Source organism: Pseudomonas sp. FP2294, assembly GCF_030687625.1.
GTDB classification, from domain to species: Bacteria; Pseudomonadota; Gammaproteobacteria; order Pseudomonadales; family Pseudomonadaceae; genus Aquipseudomonas; species Aquipseudomonas shahriarae.
This window is the reverse complement of record NZ_CP117441.1, coordinates 2,768,038-2,784,512: the sequence shown is the minus strand read 5'-3', so window position 1 is coordinate 2,784,512 and position 16,475 is coordinate 2,768,038. Positions and strand designations below refer to the sequence as shown.

Genomic DNA, 16,475 nt, shown 5'->3' with positions numbered 1-16,475 from the left:
CTTTTTGCATAAAAGTGATCAGATGGGGGTGGATCCGCGTAACATTTGTTGCCCGCAGCCGTTGAGCACGGGGTTTTCGAAGGATGAGAGTAAGGGTTATGAACATGAAGAACTGGGGCCTGCCGCTGGCTGCACTGACGTTTCTGGCATTGGCCGGTTGCTCGACGCCGACCGTCGTGACCTTGCAGAACGGTACGCAGTACCTGACCACAGACACGCCGAATGCCAAGACTCCCGATGGTTTCTACGAATTCACCGATATCGCCGGCAAGCGCGTACGGGTCAAGGCGGCGGATGTCGCGACCGTGCGCAAGGAAGACTGACCGAATCACCGTAGGAGCCGGCGAACCGGCGCCTACGGTTTGTTTCAGGTAATCACAAACGCCTCCGCCGACAGGCTGCCCAGCCCTACCCCCACCAGCGTCACCGAGTTATCGCCGAAGGTCAGCAGCGTATCGCTGCCCACTGCCTTGGCATGGTCGAGGTAGTTGTACTGCCCGTCCACCCCCGCCACGCCCATGAATACCAATTTGTCCGTCGACTGGTAGCCCAGGATCCGGTCCTGGCCGAAGTCGCCGTCGAACAGGAAGGTATTGCGCCCGCCACCCGCTTCCAGCAGGTCATTGCCGGCCCCGCCCACCAGAACATCGTTGCCTTTACCGCCGATCAGGTGGTCATTGCCGTCCAGGCCAAACAACCACTGCCCGCTATCGCCGGCCTTGAGAACATTGGCGCCGGCATCGCCCTTGAGCGACGCCGCGTAGGCGGTCAGGTCCTTGCCCGCCAGCAACCCCTTGTCGGTCACGCTGTGGGTCACCTCTTTGCTGAACAGCAACAGATAGCTTTCCTTACTCACTATCGCGCCCATATCGCGGGTCATGCTGATACCGCCTTGGCCGTCGCGGATGTACAGGGTGCCTGCGCCATCGTTGGCCACTTCGACGTTTTTCAGCGACTGCTGCAAGTCCAGGGTGTTGAACCCCTTGCCGCCCAGCAGGATGTTGTAGCCGCCGCCATCACGGAAGGTATCGTTGCCGGCGCGACCTTCCAGGTAGTCGTTGCCCCGGCCACCCTGGATCAGGTCATTGCCGTCGCTGCCGATAATGAACGTACTGCCCTGGTGGGCTTCGGCGTTGCGGTTGAGGTCCTGCACCCAGGTGTTGGCGCGCGCCGGATCCGACAGATTGGCGACGATGATCGTCGAATCACGGCTGGTCAGGTCATAGAACTTGGATTCGAGGATGCGGTTCATGCCATCGCCATAACCCGTGGGTAAATGGGAAATCCACGTCGGCAGGTTGAGAATGGAAAACGGCAGGATGTTCCAGAGCGTCGAGGCGTAGTGGTCGTTGAAGCTGACGATGTTATCGGCGCTGGAGGCATGCGGTTGGTCATGCACCCCGAGGGACGACAGGTTGAACGACGAACCGTCGAGAGCGCGATAGACCGGGTCGTTTTCATAGCCGATGTTCAACACCTTGTCGCCGCTGCTCTGGGTCGGCGAGGCATAGGCCACATAGTTGGCGTCCTTATAGAAACCCGCCCAGGTGGTGTTGCTCAAGTCGGCCATGCTGTTGACCGCCAGGCCACCGAGGCTATGGCCGCTGACCAGTACATCCTGGCCACTGAGCCCCTGCGCGCTGGCATACGCGGCGACTTTGCCCAGCAAATCGCCAAACGCCTGGCCCGCGTAGTTTTTCGCATAGTCCGCAGGGCCGAAGGCTGCCAGCAAGTCGCTGATCACATCGCCGATTGAATCAACAATCAGGTTCTCCCTGGGCCCCGAGGTGCCACGGAAGGCAATGCCGATTTCCAGCAGTTTGCCGGCGTCATCGTATTTGCCCAGGACTTCCACCTGGGCAGTGGTATAGCCGGTTTTCTCACCAAAGAAGGTGCCCCGGGCATCGACTTTGCCGCCGTAGTCGAGGGTGCTGGCGCTGATGGGGGTCCAACCGGCCTTTTGCACCGCGTCGAGGGCGGCCTTTTCCGAGTCGGGGTTCCATGGGATACCGGGGATCACGCCCTGGGAGTCGGTGCTGCCCAGCAACGCCTGCACCAGGGTCACCGGCAAGCCAAGCCCCAGGCCATGCTGCTGGTAGCCCACGGCAAAGCCGTTATCCAGGTTGTGGTAGGAGTACAACGTGATCGCCATGGCATCGGCGAACAGTGCTTTGGAGTCCTCGGTAGTAAGGTTTTTGTAGTCGTAGACACCCATGGTATTGCCTCTCTTTTGTTGGAATTGTCGAGAAAGCCAAAACAGTTGGAATGCTGTAACTGTGGGAGCAAACCTGCTCCCACAGTTTGGAGCTGCGGTGTTTAGAAGGCCCAGTCCAGGCTCAAGCCCACACCGTGGATTTTCTCCTTGCTGGCCAGCAGGCCGTTGTAGTCAAAGTTCAGCCGCGCGTCCTTGGTCAGCGCCAGGCTGGCCCGCGCACCGACCAATGCCGCATCGCGCACCATCGGCGAGCTTTCCACGGCAAACGCAGTGCTACCCGAAGCAAACGCCAGGTGGCGCTCGGAATCGGTGGCGCTGAGGTTGTGCTGCCAGCCCAGGGTGCCGGAAACGTCGAGGGCCTGATGGTCGGTGACGTTGAAGGTCTTCAAGGCCCGTACGCCCAGGGTGCTGAGCACCAGGTCGCGGGTGTCATCGCCGCCCTTGAGCGCCGCTGCATCGCCTTTCTCGCTGAAGCCATCGCTGTCCAGATGCACATAGGCCAGGTTGGCGAATGGCTCCAGCGCCAGCGGTTGCAGGTTCAGGCGGTAAGCCGCTTCGGTAAAGACCTGGGTGCTGCGGGCATCGACCTTGGCTTTCTGCTTACCGGCGACTTCGCCGTATTGCAGCTCACGCGTCACATCAGCACGGTGCCAGCTGTAGGTTGCCCCGCCGCTCAGGCGCCAGGCGCCGATGTCGTGACCGGCATAGGCGCCAAAGTGGTAACTGTCCACCGATGCCCGCGAATGGGTGCCATCGCCCATGTTCAGCGAAGTGTCGCTGTAGCCGGCGACCAGGCCCAGGCGCGTGTCGTCATCCAGCGCACCGTCCACACCCGCCAGCAGGCCGCCGATGGAGGTGGTGTAGCCCGCCGTATCGCTGGCGCTGTCGGTTTTACCCCAGGCGCCGAGGGCCTTGATCCAGACGTTGCCACGCGAGTCGAGGGTTTGCGCTGAAGTGCCCATTTCCCCCTGCTGCAGGCGCTCGCCTACGGCTTCACGCAGGTAGCGGTTGTCGTTGACCAGCGCGGTTTCCAGGGCGGGGTAGATTTCCCCCGACAACTGTTGGAACGCCCCTTGCGCCGAGGCCGCACTCGGCGCCAGCAGCAGGCTTTCATACACCCCGTTACCTGCACCCAGTTGCTCGGCAGCCGCCGCCACCGCACGTTGGTTATCGGTCGCTGCGACGCTGGCAAAGCTATTGGCCGTGCGCGCAACATCCAGTTGCACGCCGTTGGCGCCATAGTTCAGGTTGCCGCCGACAAACAGGTAATTGGGCAGTACCGAGGCAAAACTACCGGTAATCCCCCCGGCCGCCTGCAGAATATTGTACTGGCGACCAATCAGGCTTTGCGCTTCGGGCTGGCTAAGCAAGGTCGGGCTGTTCTCCAGGGCCAGGGTCACAGTGCCGCCGTTGAGGGTCGCCTTGCCACCGGCGACGATGCGGTCGCTGCTGGTCGTGGACAGCTCTACCGCATAGGTGGAGCCCGCATCGAAATTGACATCCCCAGCCACATTCAAGGTGCCGATGGAGTTGCCCGGCGCGACCGTACCGCCGCTTTTCGCGTTTAGCGCGCCGATGCTACCGGCCCCGCCCAAGACCCCGCTGTTGCTGACAGTGACCTGTGATGTAAGCGAGCCATTGACCGCCAGCAAGCCTTGATTGACCAGGGTCGGCCCGCTGTAGGTGTTGCTGCCGGTCAGCACCAGTGTGCCGATGCCCTGCTTGGTCAGGCCGCCGTGACCGGAAATGTTGTTGCTCCACACGTCCCGCCCGCAGTGCACATCGGTGCACAGGCGCTCGGTGGGCTTGCCGGCATCGACCACCGCCCCAACCCCGGGCAAGTCCGCGACAAACTGGCCGCTGCCATAGCCACCGTCGATGCGAAACTCGGCCGGAATATCCTCGGCGGTGATAAACATCCCCGGGCCGTTGACCGCCTTGCCCAGGTTGATCATGCCCCAGCCGTACAGGGAGTCGATGCCCGGTGCGCCAAGGTCGGTGGCGGTGGTCTTGAGCAGCGTGGAAATCTGCTCGCCGCTCATATACGGGAAACGCTCCATCAACACCGCGGCCGCGCCCGCCACATGGGGCGCGGCCATGGAGGTACCGCTTTTATTGTTCCAGCCCAGGTTCATGTTATCGACGGTGGTGCCGACCATCACCGAGCTGTAGATCGCCGTGCCCGGTGCCGATACGCAGATGCTCGCGGCATACCCGCAACGCGAGGAGAAGGTGCTGATCACATAGGGGTTAGGGCTGTTGACGTCCGGGTTGCGCTGCAACGCCGCCACCGACAGCCAATTGGGCGCGATCTCGGGGACGAAATACGCCAGGCCGGAAATCGCATCGGGGTTGTTCAGGTTGTAGTCGTTGCCGGCGGCAAAGATTGTCAGCACGCCGCTACGCGCCGCATTGATCGCGCCCGAATAAGCGCCCCCTGCAGCGGTGCCCAGCAAGGGTTTGATCTGGTCGAACTGCGCCTGCGCCTCGCTGAGGCCGAAATGGGGGGACGCTGGGTCCTTGCCGCCCTGGGCAAACTGATCGCCAATACCGATGCCCCAGCTGTTGTTGATGATGCGCGCACCATTGGCCACCAGGCTGTCCCAGCCGGCCTGGTACACCGCGCCGTCGTTGCCCAGGATGATCCCGTCTTCGGGGCCGGGGTCGCCGTTCTCGGCGCTGAGGATATGTGCGTTGTAGGCCACGCCGTGCATCGGCCCACCGTTACGGTCGCCGGCGGCAATGCCACCGACATGGGTGCCGTGGTCGCCCAGCTTGCCATTGGAGCCCTGGGACGGTGTGCCGTCATAGCGGAACGGGTCACCGGCCTTTACCGGGATGTACGGGTCGGTGTACTGGCGGATCCCTTCAGTGACCAGGGTCTGCACCTTGCCCGGGCTGGAGAACTCAGGGTGCAAGGCGTACACCGGCTGGTCGAAAATCCCCAGCTTCACGCCCTTGCCGCTGTAACCGGCGGCATACGCCACATCGGCATTCACCGCCCCCAGGCCCCAGTCGGCCTTGAACTCATTGCTGCGCCAACTGGCGACATCCCCCAGCTTGCCGGTTTCGACGTAGGGTGCGGCCTGGGCGGTACCCAGGCTGGCCAGGCAACACAGCAACGCGCCGTATGGCACGCGACTCAGGGCCTTGAGCGGGTAGCCCGGGCCTGTTGGGATGGCGGAGTGAAACCCTCGTTGTTTTACGTTCACGGTGACCTTCCTTAGTTTCATTGCGTTTGTTGTTCTTTTTGTTGGCGCCGCTTCAGAACTGCCAGTCGAGGCTCAGGCCCACGCCCTGGTTGTTCTCCTTCGCACCCAATTGGCCGCTGTAATCGAGGTTGACCCGCGTGGTCTCGCTCAATGCCAGGCTGGCCTTCAAGCCCACCAGCGCGGCGTTGCGCTGCAACGCCGCGCTTTGCACGGCAAACGATGGGCCTCCGGCAACAAAGGCCAGGTGCTCCTCGGATTCAACCGGTGTCAGGCTGTGCTGCCAGCCGAGCGAGCCGGAGAGTTCCAGTTGCTGGCGGTCATTCAGCGGCACTGTTTTAAGGGCGCGCAGGCCCAGGGTGCTCAGGGTCGCGTCGCGGCGATCACTGCCGCGCTGCAGGGCGGCGGCATCGCCTTTTTCATGGAAGCTTTCGCTGTCCAGGTGCACATAGGCCAGGTTGGCAAACGGTTCCAGGGCCAGCGCTTGCAGGTTCAAGCGGTAGGCCGCCTCGGTGAACACCTGCAGGCTGCGTGCATCCAGCTTGGCCTTTTGCTTGGCGCTGACGTCGCTGTATTGCAGGTCGCGCTGCACATCGCCGCGATGCCAGCTGTAGGCGCCGCCCACACTCACGCGCCAGTTGCCCAGCTCACGCCCGGCATAGGTGCCCAGGTGGTAGCTGTCGACATCGGCCGACGAGTGCGTGCCATCGCCCATGTTCAGCGAGCTGTCGCTGTAGCCCGCCATCACGCCGACGCGGGTCTGTTCGTCCCACTGGCCATCGACCCCCAGCAGCATTCCGCCGATAGAGCGGGTGTACCCCGCGTATTCGCTGCTGCTGTCGGCCTTGCCCCAGGCGCCGAGGGCCTTGATCCAGAGGTTGCTTTCGCCGGTCGCCGGCACATGGCGCAGGCGCTCACCGACGGCCTCGCGCACATGGCGGCTGTCGTTGATCAGCATCGCGCCCACCGCCGGGTAGATCTCGCCAGACAACTGCTGGAAGGCCTGGCGCGCGACCACTGCGGAGTCGGCACTCAGCACGCTTTCATACACCGGGTTGCCGGCCCCCAACTGCTCGGCAGCGGAAGCCACGGCAAGCTGGTTGCGGGTCGCCGCGACGCTGGCAAAGCTTGCGTCATTGCGCGCGATAGCCAGTTGCACGCCGTTAGTGCCGTAATCGAGGTTGCCGCCCAGAAACAGATAGTTGGGCAATACCGCAGCAAAACTGCCGGTCACTCCGCCCGCCGCCTGCAAGATGTTGTACTGGCGGCCGATCAGGCTTTGCGCCTGGGGCTGGCTGAGCAGGGTCGGGCTGTTTTCCAGGGCCAGGGTCACGGTGCCGCCGTTGAGGGTAGCCTTGCCGCCCGCGACGATACGATCGCTGCTGGCGTCCGACAGCTCCACCGCATAGGTGGAACCGGCCTCGAAGCGCACATCCCCGGCCACGTTCAAAGTGCCGATGGAATTGCCCGGCGCAATCACACTGCCGCTGTTGGCCTGCAATGCGCCGATGCGCCCGGAACCGCCCAGGGTCGCGCCAGGGTTGACCGTGACCGCCGAGGTCAACGAACCATCGACCTTCAAAACACCGCCATTGACCGTGGTCGGGCCGCGATAGGTGCTGTCGCCACTGAGCAGCAGGCTACCGGCGCCGGACTTGATCAGGCTGCCTTGGTAAATGCGCTGGGCCGCCGCCGCATCCCGGGCCATGCCCACCGCGTAGTCGGTCTGCTCCTGCTGGCTGGCGCCGGCGCCAGGACCATTTTCCCAGCCCTTGTCCTGCACGGTCTGTTGCCATGCCAGGTGTTCGGCGCTGTCTTCCGCCTGGCGCTGCAGCAGCGCCTTGTCGGAAATGCCATTGCTCCACACATCGCCCTGCCCGGCCGCCAGATTGACGTCCATGGCGCCCAGTAACTGCCCCGGTCCATGCATCGCCCGGCCAAGGTCCGGCACGCCCCAGCCGACCTTGGCGTTCGGCGCGTCGGTCACCGAACCGTCCAGTTGCGTGGCCGTCGTCAGCAACACCTGCAAGGCCTGTTCGTTGTTCAAGTACGGGTAGCGCTCCATCACCAGCGCCAAGGCGCCTGTGGCATGGGGCGCCGACATCGAGGTGCCGGACTTGACCGCATAACCGCCGCCTGGGATGGTGCTGTCGATCTTCGCGCCGGGGGTGGAGATGCACCAGTACTTGGCGATGCCGCACTGGTTGTACTTCTGGTTATTGGCCTGGTCCAGGCCCGACACCGCCAGCCAGTGGCCTTCCAGTGCCGGCTCAAAGTACGGCAAGGCCGAGCGCACGCTGGCATTGGCATAACCGCTGTTGCCAGCGCTGAACACATTGATCACCCCGGCGCGCGCCACATCGGCGGCGGCGTCCAGCCAGGTGCCCTGGTTGAAGTGTTGCGCGTAGGCGGCGTGCAGATCACCCAGGGTCTGGTAGCTGACATCCTTGGGCTGGCTGCCCCAGCTGTTATTGATCACGCGTACCCCGGAATCGACCATGGAGTTGTACACCGCCTTGAAGTACTTGGGGTCGGGCGTCGGGCCAAACAGGAAGCTGTCGTTGGCGTTGGTATTGCCCACGTAAATCTGCGCGTTGTAGGCCACGCCATGCATACCGTTGCCGTCCCGCGCAGCCGCCATGGTGCCGGTGACGTGGGTGCCATGGGAGTCGTTGTTGGGGTTCAGCGCGCCGGTGGTGGAAAACGGGCTGCCATCCACGTAAGTGCCGCTGGCGGTCACCGGGTGAAAACGCTGCGGGGAGGCTTCCGGGTGGCTGGCATCAAAACCCGAGTCCAGCGCACCGATCTTCACCCCGGCACCGCTGATCCCGGCGGCATAGGCTTGATCAGCCTGCATGCGGCCCAGGCCCCAGTCCCTTTGATATTCCGCCGAGCGCCAACTGGCGGGGTCGCCCAGCTTGCCGGCCTCTACATAGGGCGCGGCCTGGGCAGTGCCCAGGCTGGCCAGCCCACACAGCATGACGCAGTGATAGCCTCGTTGTTTCGCGTTCACGGTGACCGTCCTCACTTTTATTGTGTTTTTTATTCAGCGCGGGCCTGGGCCAAAGGCTTCGTCGACCTTGGCCAGATCGGTGTCGCGCAGGTTGCCCGCGTAGTAATGCAATTTGGTCCAGGCCATCAGGTAGTCGTAACGGGCCTGGGCCAGGTCGCGACGGGTGCTGTACAGCTGCTGCTCGGCGTTGAGGGCGTCGAGGTTGACGCGCTCGCCGCCAAGGATGCTTTGCTTGGTCGACACCACCAGCGCTTCAGCCGAGGCCAGGGCCTTTTGATAGGCGCGCAGCTTGCTGACCCCCGACAGGCAGGCGCTGAACTGGCGCCGTAGCTCGATCAGGGTTTCGCGGGTCTTGCCCTCCAGTTCGTACTCGGCCTGCTCCATGGAGCGACTGGCCTGGCGGGTGGACGCCGAGACGCCGCCCCCGGCATACAACGGCACGCTGACTTCAATGCCGATGGTGTTGGTGTCGTAGCGCTGGTTGTAGGTGTTGCCACTGTCGGACTCCTGCTGGCGCGAACTGGCATACGCGGTGATGCGTGGCAGGTGCCCGGCGCGGTTGCGTTCCACCTCATAGCGCGCCACTTCCACGGCCTGGCGCTGGGAGGCCAGGGTCGGGTTGTTGGTCAATGCCAGTTCGTGCCAGCTGTCGTAGTTGGCCGGGGCCAGGGTCAAGGCGGCGAAGTCCTGGTTCAGTGGCGCCAGGTCGGCAATGTCGACGCTCTGTACGCCAAGCAAAGCCCCCAGTTCGCGCAGTGACGCGTCCTGCTCGTCGAGCGCCTGGATCTCTTCGGCCGTCGCCAGTTCATAACGGGACTCGGCCTCCAGAATGTCGGTGCGGGTGCCCTCGCCCTGCTGGAACAGGTGCTGGTTCTGCTGGAACTGTTGCTCGTAGGCCTTCTTCTTGGCCCGGGCGATGTCGATCTGGTCCTGGGCGAACAGGGCCTGGGTGTAATAGGTCAGCACCCGCACCAACAGCGCCTGGCTCTTGTCGCGAAAGCTCTCATCGGCAAACAGCGCCTGGGCCACGCCCTTGCGGTAGTTGGCATAGGCTTCGTAGTCGAACAGCGGCTGTTGCAGGGTGAAGGTCGAACCGAAACTGTTGTAGTTACGGTCATCGTGATAGTGGCCGCCACGGCCATCGGGCAGGTTGGCCTGGGAGTTGTTGCGGCCCTTGTTGTAGTTGTACGACAGCCGGGGCAACAGGCCGGCGCGGCCGATGGTGCGGTTTTCCAGGCCGGCGTCACGCTCCTTGATTGCGCCGAGGAAGGCTGGATCGTTACGCAGGGCCTGTTCATACACATCGAACGGGCCCATGGCTGCCTGGGCGCCGGTGCAGGCGAGAAACAAGGCGATGAACACAGGCTTCATGCTCATTCCTCGGTCAACGCAGAGCCGGCACGGTCGAGCAGCGGCTTGAACAGGTAGTTGAGCAGCGAGCGCTCGCCAGTGCGCACGAACATCTCGGCGGGCATGCCCGGCTTGATCACCAGGCCCTGGAGTTTTTCCAGGGCGTCATCGCTGACCGTGGTGCGCAGCACGTAATACGGCACACCGGTTTTTTCGTCGAGCAACTGGTCGGCGGAGATCAGGCTCACCTCCCCCGGCACCCGGGGCGTGCGGCTCTGGTTGAAGGCGGTGAACAGGATATCCACCGGCAGATCGGTGCCGACCTTGTCCACCAGGTTCACCGGCAGGCGCCCTTCGACTTCCAGGCGCGTGCCCTGGGGCACGATTTCCAGCAGGGTTTCCCCGGCCCGCACCACCGCACCGATGGTGTGCACCCCGAGGTTGACCGCAATGCCATCGGCTGGCGCGTTGATTTCACTGTGTTGCAGGTCAAAGCCGGCGGAGGTCAGTTGCTGCTCCAGGGTCAGGCTGCGCAGTTGCGCGTCGGCCAACTGGCTGCGGACTTCCTTCTGGTACTCCTCGCTGTGCTGTTGCAACTTGAGGCGCGATTCGAGGATGCCCTGCTCCAGGCGCCCGCTTTCGCCGCTGTTCTGCGCCAGGTCCTGTTGCACCTGGGACAGTTGGCGCTGGTACTCCAGCAGGCGGTTGCGCGGGATATAGCCGTTGTCTGCCAAAGGTTGCAGGTTGGCCAGTTGATCACGCAGGGATTGCGCCTGGGCGCTGAGGTCCGTGCGGGCGCGGCGCATGCCGTTGAGCTGGGCGCTGGCGCCTTCGATATTGGCGCGGATCCCCGATTGCTCGCGGGCAAAGGCCTCGCGCCGGCTGCTGAACAGTTGGCGCTGGCCTTCAAGTACCAGGGCCAGCGCAGGATCGGGGTTGGCACTCAGTTCAGCGGGAAAGGTCACGGCAGGCAAGCTGTCGCGCTCGCTCTGCCAACGGGCGACGCTGGCCCAGGCCATGCGGTACTGGGCTTGCAGGGAATGCACATCGGCCTGGCTTTGGGTCTGGTCGAGGCGAAACAACGGCTGGCCCTGTCTGACCACCTCGCCTTCGCGCACCAGGATCCGGCTGACCACGCCGGGGCTCAGGGTTTGCACGGCCTTGCGCTTGCCGGACACCACCACCGTGCCCTGCACCGGGATCCCCTGGTCCAGCGGCGCGAGGCTGGCCCAGAGGAAGAATCCCCCGGCGCCAACCACCGTCATCACCCAGCCCAAACGGGAGAAAAAGCGCGCATCGCGCTCGGGAAAGGTCTGCTCGAGTGGCAGGCTGTTATCGGTACTCATTGGCCTGGATTCCTTGCCGCAGGATATTGACGGTTCAAGCTGACGCCGGCCTTTTCACGGGGGGGCTCCGTGTGGCCGGACAGTGCCCGCAGCACCTCCTGGCTGGGGCCAAAGGCTTGCAGGCGGCCTTCATTGAGGACCAGCAATTTGTCGGCCTGGGCCAGGGCCGAGGAGCGATGGGTCACCAGGATCACGCTGCTGCCCTGGGCTTTCATCTGCATGATGGCGCTGGCCAGGGCGGCTTCGCCTACGGTGTCGAGGTTGGAGTTGGGTTCGTCGAGCACGATCAGGCGCGGCCCGCCATACAACGCGCGGGCCAGGGCCACCCGCTGTTTCTGCCCGCCGGACAAGCCGCTGCCGTCGTCGCCCAACACCGTGTCGTAGCCCTGGGGCAAGCGCAGGATCAGGTCATGCACCCCGGCTTGCTGGGCGGCCTGCACCACCCGTTCGGGGTCAGCCTGGCGAAAACGTGCAATGTTGTCGGCGATGCTGCCGCTGAACAGTTCGATGTCCTGGGGCAAGTAGCCGATATGGGGGCCGAGGTCGTCGCGGTCCCAGCGATGGATATCGGCGCCGTCCAGGCGCACCGTGCCGGCCAGGGTTGGCCACACCCCCACCAGCACCCGCGCCAGGGTCGACTTGCCGGAGCCGGAGGCGCCCAACACCCCCAGCACTTCACCGGCCGCCAGCTTGAAGCTGACCTGATGTAAGGTCGCCGCCCGCCGCCCCGGCGGCCCGGCGCTGACCTGCTCGAAACTCACCTGGCCCTGGGGCGCCGGCAACGCCATGGCCTGCGCCCCAGGCGGGAACTCCTGCAACAGCTCATCGAGGCGTTGATAGGCCAGCTTGGCCGAACTCCATTGCTTCCACACGGCGATCAACTGGTCAATCGGGCTCAGCACCCGGCCCATCAGAATGGTGCCAGCAATCATCATCCCGGCCGTCATCTGCCCCTTGATCACCAGCAAGGCGCCCAAACCCAGCACGAGGGATTGCAGGAGCAGGCGCAGGGACTTGCTCAAGGAGCTGATCACCGAACCGGTGTCGCTGGCCCGGTTTTGCAGGCCGAGGAATTGTGAATGCACCTGGAACCAGCGACTGCGCAGCGCCCCCAGCATGCCCATGGCCTGGATGGTCTCGGCGTTGTGCAAGTGGCTGGTGGCCAGTTGGGTGGACTGCTGGGAGTAGCCGCTGGCTTCGCGCAACGGCTTTTTGGTCAGGTATTCGTTAAGGCACGCCAGGCCGATCAACAGCACCGCACCCGCCGTGGCCAGCACGCCCAGCCACACGTTGAACAGGAAGATCACCAGCAAGTAGATCGGGAACCACGGCGCATCGAAGAACGCAAACAACGCCGGCCCCGTGAGGAACTGGCGGATATGGGTCAAATCCCCGAGCGATTGCCCGGCGTGCCCCTCACCCCGTTGCAGGTTGCGTTCGAAGGCGGCCTTGTACACCTGCAGGTTGAACCGCCGCTCCAACTGGCTGCCGATACGAATCACGATAAAGCTGCGGACGATTTCCAGGGTGCCGATAAAGGCAAAGAAGCCCACCACCATCAGGGTCAACATCACCAGGGTGGTTTCATTCTGCGAGGACAGTACCCGGTCATACACTTGCAGCATGTAAATGGACGGCACCAGCATCAGCAGATTGATCAGCGCGGTAAAGCAACCGACGCTGATCAGGATACTTTTATAATCGCCGAGGGCTTTAAACAGTGGTGCAGTGGGAGTGGTCTTCGCCATGTTGCCTGATCTTCCCTGGACTGAAATACGCGCAATAGTCTGCCGAGCGCCCCAAACAATGGGGCGGGCAACTATTTCAATAGTGTTTAATGCGTTGGAAGTGACAGGTCGATAAAGGTCACGACCAACAAATACCTCTATACCCGACAGTTATAAGCATATAACCGTAATACTTAATTAGTGTGTGCGTAGTAGTAACAGCTCTACTCCAGAAGCAGAACGCGCGGTGTATTCGCCTTCTTTCTGTCGATTCAAATGGGTAATACCGGTGCCCTCGGTATTCATCAGCCAAATGCCATCCGGGGTGGGCAGCCAGGTCAGGGGTTTTTGCCCCAGCCACTGTTGCGCGCACTCAATATCACCGGCCAGGCTGTTGGGTTCGGCGATCAGATCCAGCTCGCACACCTGCTCCTGCTGGCGCAGTTGCCAGTGCCCCGCCAATTGCGCGGTGCTGGGTAAAACAAGACTGCTTGCCATTGCGTTGGCTCCTGCCGACACGAGCAATGCCAGGATCAACCAGGCGATTGCGTTGCGAAAATTAGTCATCACCATTACCCGTTTACGGGGCTGTTGCAAGGGAAGAGCAGCGCCGGGGCGCCACCCTTCGTTACGCCTTGATCAAGCCACGATGTCGCTATACATCGCCTGGCCTACGGTGGTGACGAGGAAATCCGCCACGCCGTGCCCGGAGAAGTCCACCGCCAAGGTGCCCAGGTTGGTACCCGAGGCATAAGTCAGCACGGCATCACCGATAGCGCCGGTAAAGGCGTTGACGAAATGCAGGCCGCTGCCGTTGGTGATGCCGGTCAGGTCGATCTTGTCCGAACCCGAGGTGAAATCAAGAATCTGATCCGCCGCACCCGGTTTGGAGTCAGAGCTGGCACCGAACACAAAGGTGTCCGAACCCGCGCCGCCCCACAGTTTGTCGGCACCGCCACCGCCGTAGATCAGGTCATTGCCGGCGCCACCCTTGAGGGTGTTGGCCACGGCGTTGCCGATCAGCAGGTCGTTGCCCGAGCCACCAAAGGCGTTTTCCACGGTCACGCCCTGGGCGATCGACACGTTACCCACCAGGCCACCCACATCGGAGAACGAAGTCGCGTTGAGGTTGATTTTCTGGTTCTGGGTAAAGCCGGAGAAGTCCAGGGTGTCGTTGCCGCCACCGTCCCATACCGAGAACACCAGCTTGTCGGCGTTGGACGTGGCGCTGAGGTGATCGCGCCCGGTGTTGGAGTTGAAACCGTAGGTGGTGTCACCGGCACGGGTGTTGTAGTTGGCACCGTAGAGCTTCTGGATCGCCGCAATATCGTCGATCAGCGGGCCGGACGCATAGGCCTCGACCCCGCCTTTGGTGAAGTTCTGGTTGGTGTTGTTTTCGCCCCAGTAGCTCATGACGCTGTAGCCACGGGTGTCCTGGCCGTAGTCCGCGTCTTTGTAAGACGGGTTGCCGGTCCCGGCGTTGTAGTCGCCAGGGTGATCCAGGCCCAGGGTATGGCCGATCTCGTGGGTCAGGGTCTGACGCCCGTAGTTGTTCAGGCCAGGGTTGATGTTGGCGGTGTAGCTGTTGTTGATCAGGTACCACGAGGTGCCATCCGTGCCACTCGTGTGGTACTTCTCATTGGTGCCAGGCAGGTAGGCAAACGCCGCGGCGCCGTCCTGGCCTGCGCTGTAGTTGCCGAAGGTCATGTGGAAGTCGCCGCCCGAGGCTTTCTCGGTGAAGGTGACATTGGCCACATCGGCCCAGGATTGCATGGCCAGAACGGCCTGGCCTTTTTGCAGGTTGCTGAACTGGCTGAACCCGGAGATACCATGCTTGTTCATGGTCGCCGAGGAAGCCGAGGTCAGGAAGGTGTAGGTCAAGTCGATCCTGCCGTTACCGTCAACGTCCCGGTATGCCGCGTTTTCGCGCAGCAAATGGTCGGCTGCCTGGTCGACAGAGAACGAGGGTTTGCCATTGACCGTGAGATTGCCGCCACGGTCATACAAATGGCTAAAGCTATCGACTTGTGAATAGGCACTACTTGCTTGAGCTGCCGAGACAATAGCTTTGTCTTTTACTTTCGACATAAACGTACTTCCTTGTTTGCAAGTGGAACAGTTTTTGTCCGATAGCGACGTTCTCGGGCGAGATCGTCCTATCACTCGCCTCTTATGAAGGCGAAAAGAAACTGACACAATTCGAAATCACACGTCCACTATTTTTTTTGTTGGAAAAGTGCGTGAACGGAATAACGACTGCAAACATTGGGAATTAAGTGTTTATATTCTTTGTTTTGGGCTGGATGGCGGCAAGCGGGCTATTTAAATATTAAATAGTGCTAAATAGTTAAATGCCAGACACGTCACACTTTAGTGCTAAGTGGATCCAATATATTGAGTGGGGTGCACTTTTAAAGTGCCACCGTGTCATTGGTAAATATTAAATAGCCACTGTTTAATTATCGACAGCTTGCGGCCGCTATCACCGGCAAGCCGGCGATAGCGAGGTCAAGACTAGCCACGCCACCCCGTTTGGCGCAGGGCCTCCAGCAGCGTCTGCCCCTCCAGCCCCGGTACCAGCACGCCATCGGCGGTGGTCATGTCCTCCCCGGCGAGGATCGCGTTGATGATCGCCTCTTCCACCGCCTCGGCCGCGGCGCTGAACAAGGGCGAAATATGATCGTTATTGACCATGCTCAACGTTGTGCTCAGGGGCAGGTCCTTGCGCCCGTAATCCGCCGGCGGCAAGTCGTGGTTGCCGGTGGCAAACGCGAGGAACAGATCACCACTGGAGTCCTCGGTGCCACCGCCGGTGCGGGCAATGCCGATGGAGGCGCGTTGCGCCAGGCGCTGGCACTGGTGCGGCAGCAGCGGCGCATCGGTGGCGATAATCACCACGATGGAGCCCATGCCTGGCGTACCACGCTCGGCAAATGGCGAGGCGATTTCCATCAGGTGCCGCCCCACCGGGTAGCCATCCACCCGCAGCTCCTGGCGCTTGCCGTGGTTGGCCTGTACCAGCACGCCGACAGTCCAGCCGCCCTGCTCCGCCGCCAGCTTGCGCGAGGCGCTGCCGATACCGCCCTTGAATTCATGGCAGATCATCCCGGTGCCACCGCCCACGGCGCCCTCCTGTACCGGGCCGGATTCTGCGTTGGCCATGGCCTGCAGCACATGCTCGGGGCCGATATGCTGGCCCCAGATATCGTTGAGCAGGCCGTCGTAGGTTTCCATCACCACCGGCATGCACCAGTACACCGCCGGGTCTGCCAGGCTGTCGCGCTCCAGGGCAATCAGGGTGTCGCGCACAATGCCGATACTGTGGGTGTTGGTGATCGCCAGGGGCGTGGTCAGCAGCCCGGCTTCGCCGATCCACTCAAGGCCGGTGGCGTCGCCGTTGCCATTGAGCACGTGGTACCCGGCAAAACACGGCTGCAGCCGCGCTGCACCGGCCCGCGGCTGGATCAGTGTGACCCCGGTGCGCACCTGTTTGCCGTCGATCTGCTCCTTGAGCGTGCTGTGGCCGACCCGAATCCCGGGGACGTCGGTAATCGCATTCAATTCGCCGGGCGTACCCAGCCCCAACGTGATGCCCAATTGACGTGCGCGCATAAC

The 16,475-nt window shown here is 62.6% G+C and carries 10 protein-coding genes; 1 reads left to right on the top strand and 9 read right to left on the bottom strand.

Annotation, left to right across the window (positions count from 1 at the left end; all coding sequences use genetic code 11):
- Positions 1–98 precede the first annotated feature (98 nt).
- The gene (locus PSH73_RS12355; RefSeq protein ID WP_057438460.1) at positions 99–323 is read left to right on the top strand and encodes a YgdI/YgdR family lipoprotein; all 225 of its coding nucleotides are present in this window, start codon (positions 99–101) and stop codon (positions 321–323) included.
- Between the two features lie 44 nt (positions 324–367).
- On the opposite strand, the gene PSH73_RS12350 is transcribed toward PSH73_RS12355, so the two are convergent.
- From PSH73_RS12350 to PSH73_RS12310, 9 genes are all read right to left on the bottom strand, one after another.
- Positions 368–2,215: a polyurethanase gene (locus PSH73_RS12350; RefSeq protein WP_305420436.1), complete on the bottom strand. Its 1,848-nt coding sequence runs from the start codon at positions 2,213–2,215 to the stop codon at positions 368–370.
- A gap of 101 nt (positions 2,216–2,316) precedes the next feature.
- Positions 2,317–5,448 (bottom strand): autotransporter domain-containing protein, encoded by a 3,132-nt coding sequence (locus PSH73_RS12345; protein ID WP_198799256.1) that lies wholly within the window; start codon positions 5,446–5,448, stop codon positions 2,317–2,319.
- Positions 5,449–5,479: 31 nt separating this feature from the next.
- Positions 5,480–8,404, bottom strand: coding sequence for an autotransporter serine protease (locus PSH73_RS12340; protein WP_305462705.1), 2,925 nt, complete (start codon positions 8,402–8,404; stop codon positions 5,480–5,482).
- Between the two features lie 66 nt (positions 8,405–8,470).
- The gene (locus tag PSH73_RS12335; RefSeq protein ID WP_057959670.1) at positions 8,471–9,808 is read right to left on the bottom strand and encodes a TolC family outer membrane protein; all 1,338 of its coding nucleotides are present in this window, start codon (positions 9,806–9,808) and stop codon (positions 8,471–8,473) included.
- Between the two features lie 2 nt (positions 9,809–9,810).
- Positions 9,811–11,133: an HlyD family type I secretion periplasmic adaptor subunit gene (locus PSH73_RS12330; RefSeq protein ID WP_305462612.1), complete on the bottom strand. Its 1,323-nt coding sequence runs from the start codon at positions 11,131–11,133 to the stop codon at positions 9,811–9,813.
- A complete protein-coding gene (locus PSH73_RS12325; protein ID WP_057959672.1) occupies positions 11,130–12,881 on the bottom strand; it encodes a type I secretion system permease/ATPase in 1,752 nt (583 codons plus the stop codon). Before PSH73_RS12325 ends, PSH73_RS12330 begins: the two co-directional genes overlap by 4 nt.
- 177 nt (positions 12,882–13,058) lie before the next feature.
- Positions 13,059–13,427 (bottom strand): AprI/Inh family metalloprotease inhibitor, encoded by a 369-nt coding sequence (locus tag PSH73_RS12320; protein WP_233093257.1) that lies wholly within the window; start codon positions 13,425–13,427, stop codon positions 13,059–13,061.
- A 72-nt stretch (positions 13,428–13,499) separates the two neighbouring features.
- Positions 13,500–14,948, bottom strand: coding sequence for a serralysin family metalloprotease (locus tag PSH73_RS12315; protein ID WP_057438454.1), 1,449 nt, complete (start codon positions 14,946–14,948; stop codon positions 13,500–13,502).
- A 426-nt stretch (positions 14,949–15,374) separates the two neighbouring features.
- Positions 15,375–16,472 carry a P1 family peptidase gene (locus PSH73_RS12310; protein WP_057438453.1) on the bottom strand — a complete coding sequence of 366 codons (1,098 nt, stop codon included), beginning with the start codon at positions 16,470–16,472 and terminating at the stop codon, positions 15,375–15,377.
- Positions 16,473–16,475: the final 3 nt, after the last annotated feature.

Excerpts from the sequence above, each read along its gene's own strand:
- PSH73_RS12335 (WP_057959670.1), bottom strand. The coding sequence starts at position 9,808 with ATGAAGCCTGTGTTCATCGCCTTGTTTCTCGCCTGCACCGGCGCCCAG.
- PSH73_RS12330 (WP_305462612.1), bottom strand. The coding sequence starts at position 11,133 with ATGAGTACCGATAACAGCCTGCCACTCGAGCAGACCTTTCCCGAGCGC.
- PSH73_RS12320 (WP_233093257.1), bottom strand. The coding sequence starts at position 13,427 with ATGACTAATTTTCGCAACGCAATCGCCTGGTTGATCCTGGCATTGCTC.
- PSH73_RS12355 (WP_057438460.1), top strand. The coding sequence starts at position 99 with ATGAACATGAAGAACTGGGGCCTGCCGCTGGCTGCACTGACGTTTCTG.
- PSH73_RS12310 (WP_057438453.1), bottom strand. The coding sequence starts at position 16,472 with ATGCGCGCACGTCAATTGGGCATCACGTTGGGGCTGGGTACGCCCGGC.
- PSH73_RS12350 (WP_305420436.1), bottom strand. The coding sequence starts at position 2,215 with ATGGGTGTCTACGACTACAAAAACCTTACTACCGAGGACTCCAAAGCA.
- PSH73_RS12340 (WP_305462705.1), bottom strand. The coding sequence starts at position 8,404 with ATGCTGTGTGGGCTGGCCAGCCTGGGCACTGCCCAGGCCGCGCCCTAT.
- PSH73_RS12325 (WP_057959672.1), bottom strand. The coding sequence starts at position 12,881 with ATGGCGAAGACCACTCCCACTGCACCACTGTTTAAAGCCCTCGGCGAT.
- PSH73_RS12345 (WP_198799256.1), bottom strand. The coding sequence starts at position 5,448 with ATGAAACTAAGGAAGGTCACCGTGAACGTAAAACAACGAGGGTTTCAC.
- PSH73_RS12315 (WP_057438454.1), bottom strand. The coding sequence starts at position 14,948 with ATGTCGAAAGTAAAAGACAAAGCTATTGTCTCGGCAGCTCAAGCAAGT.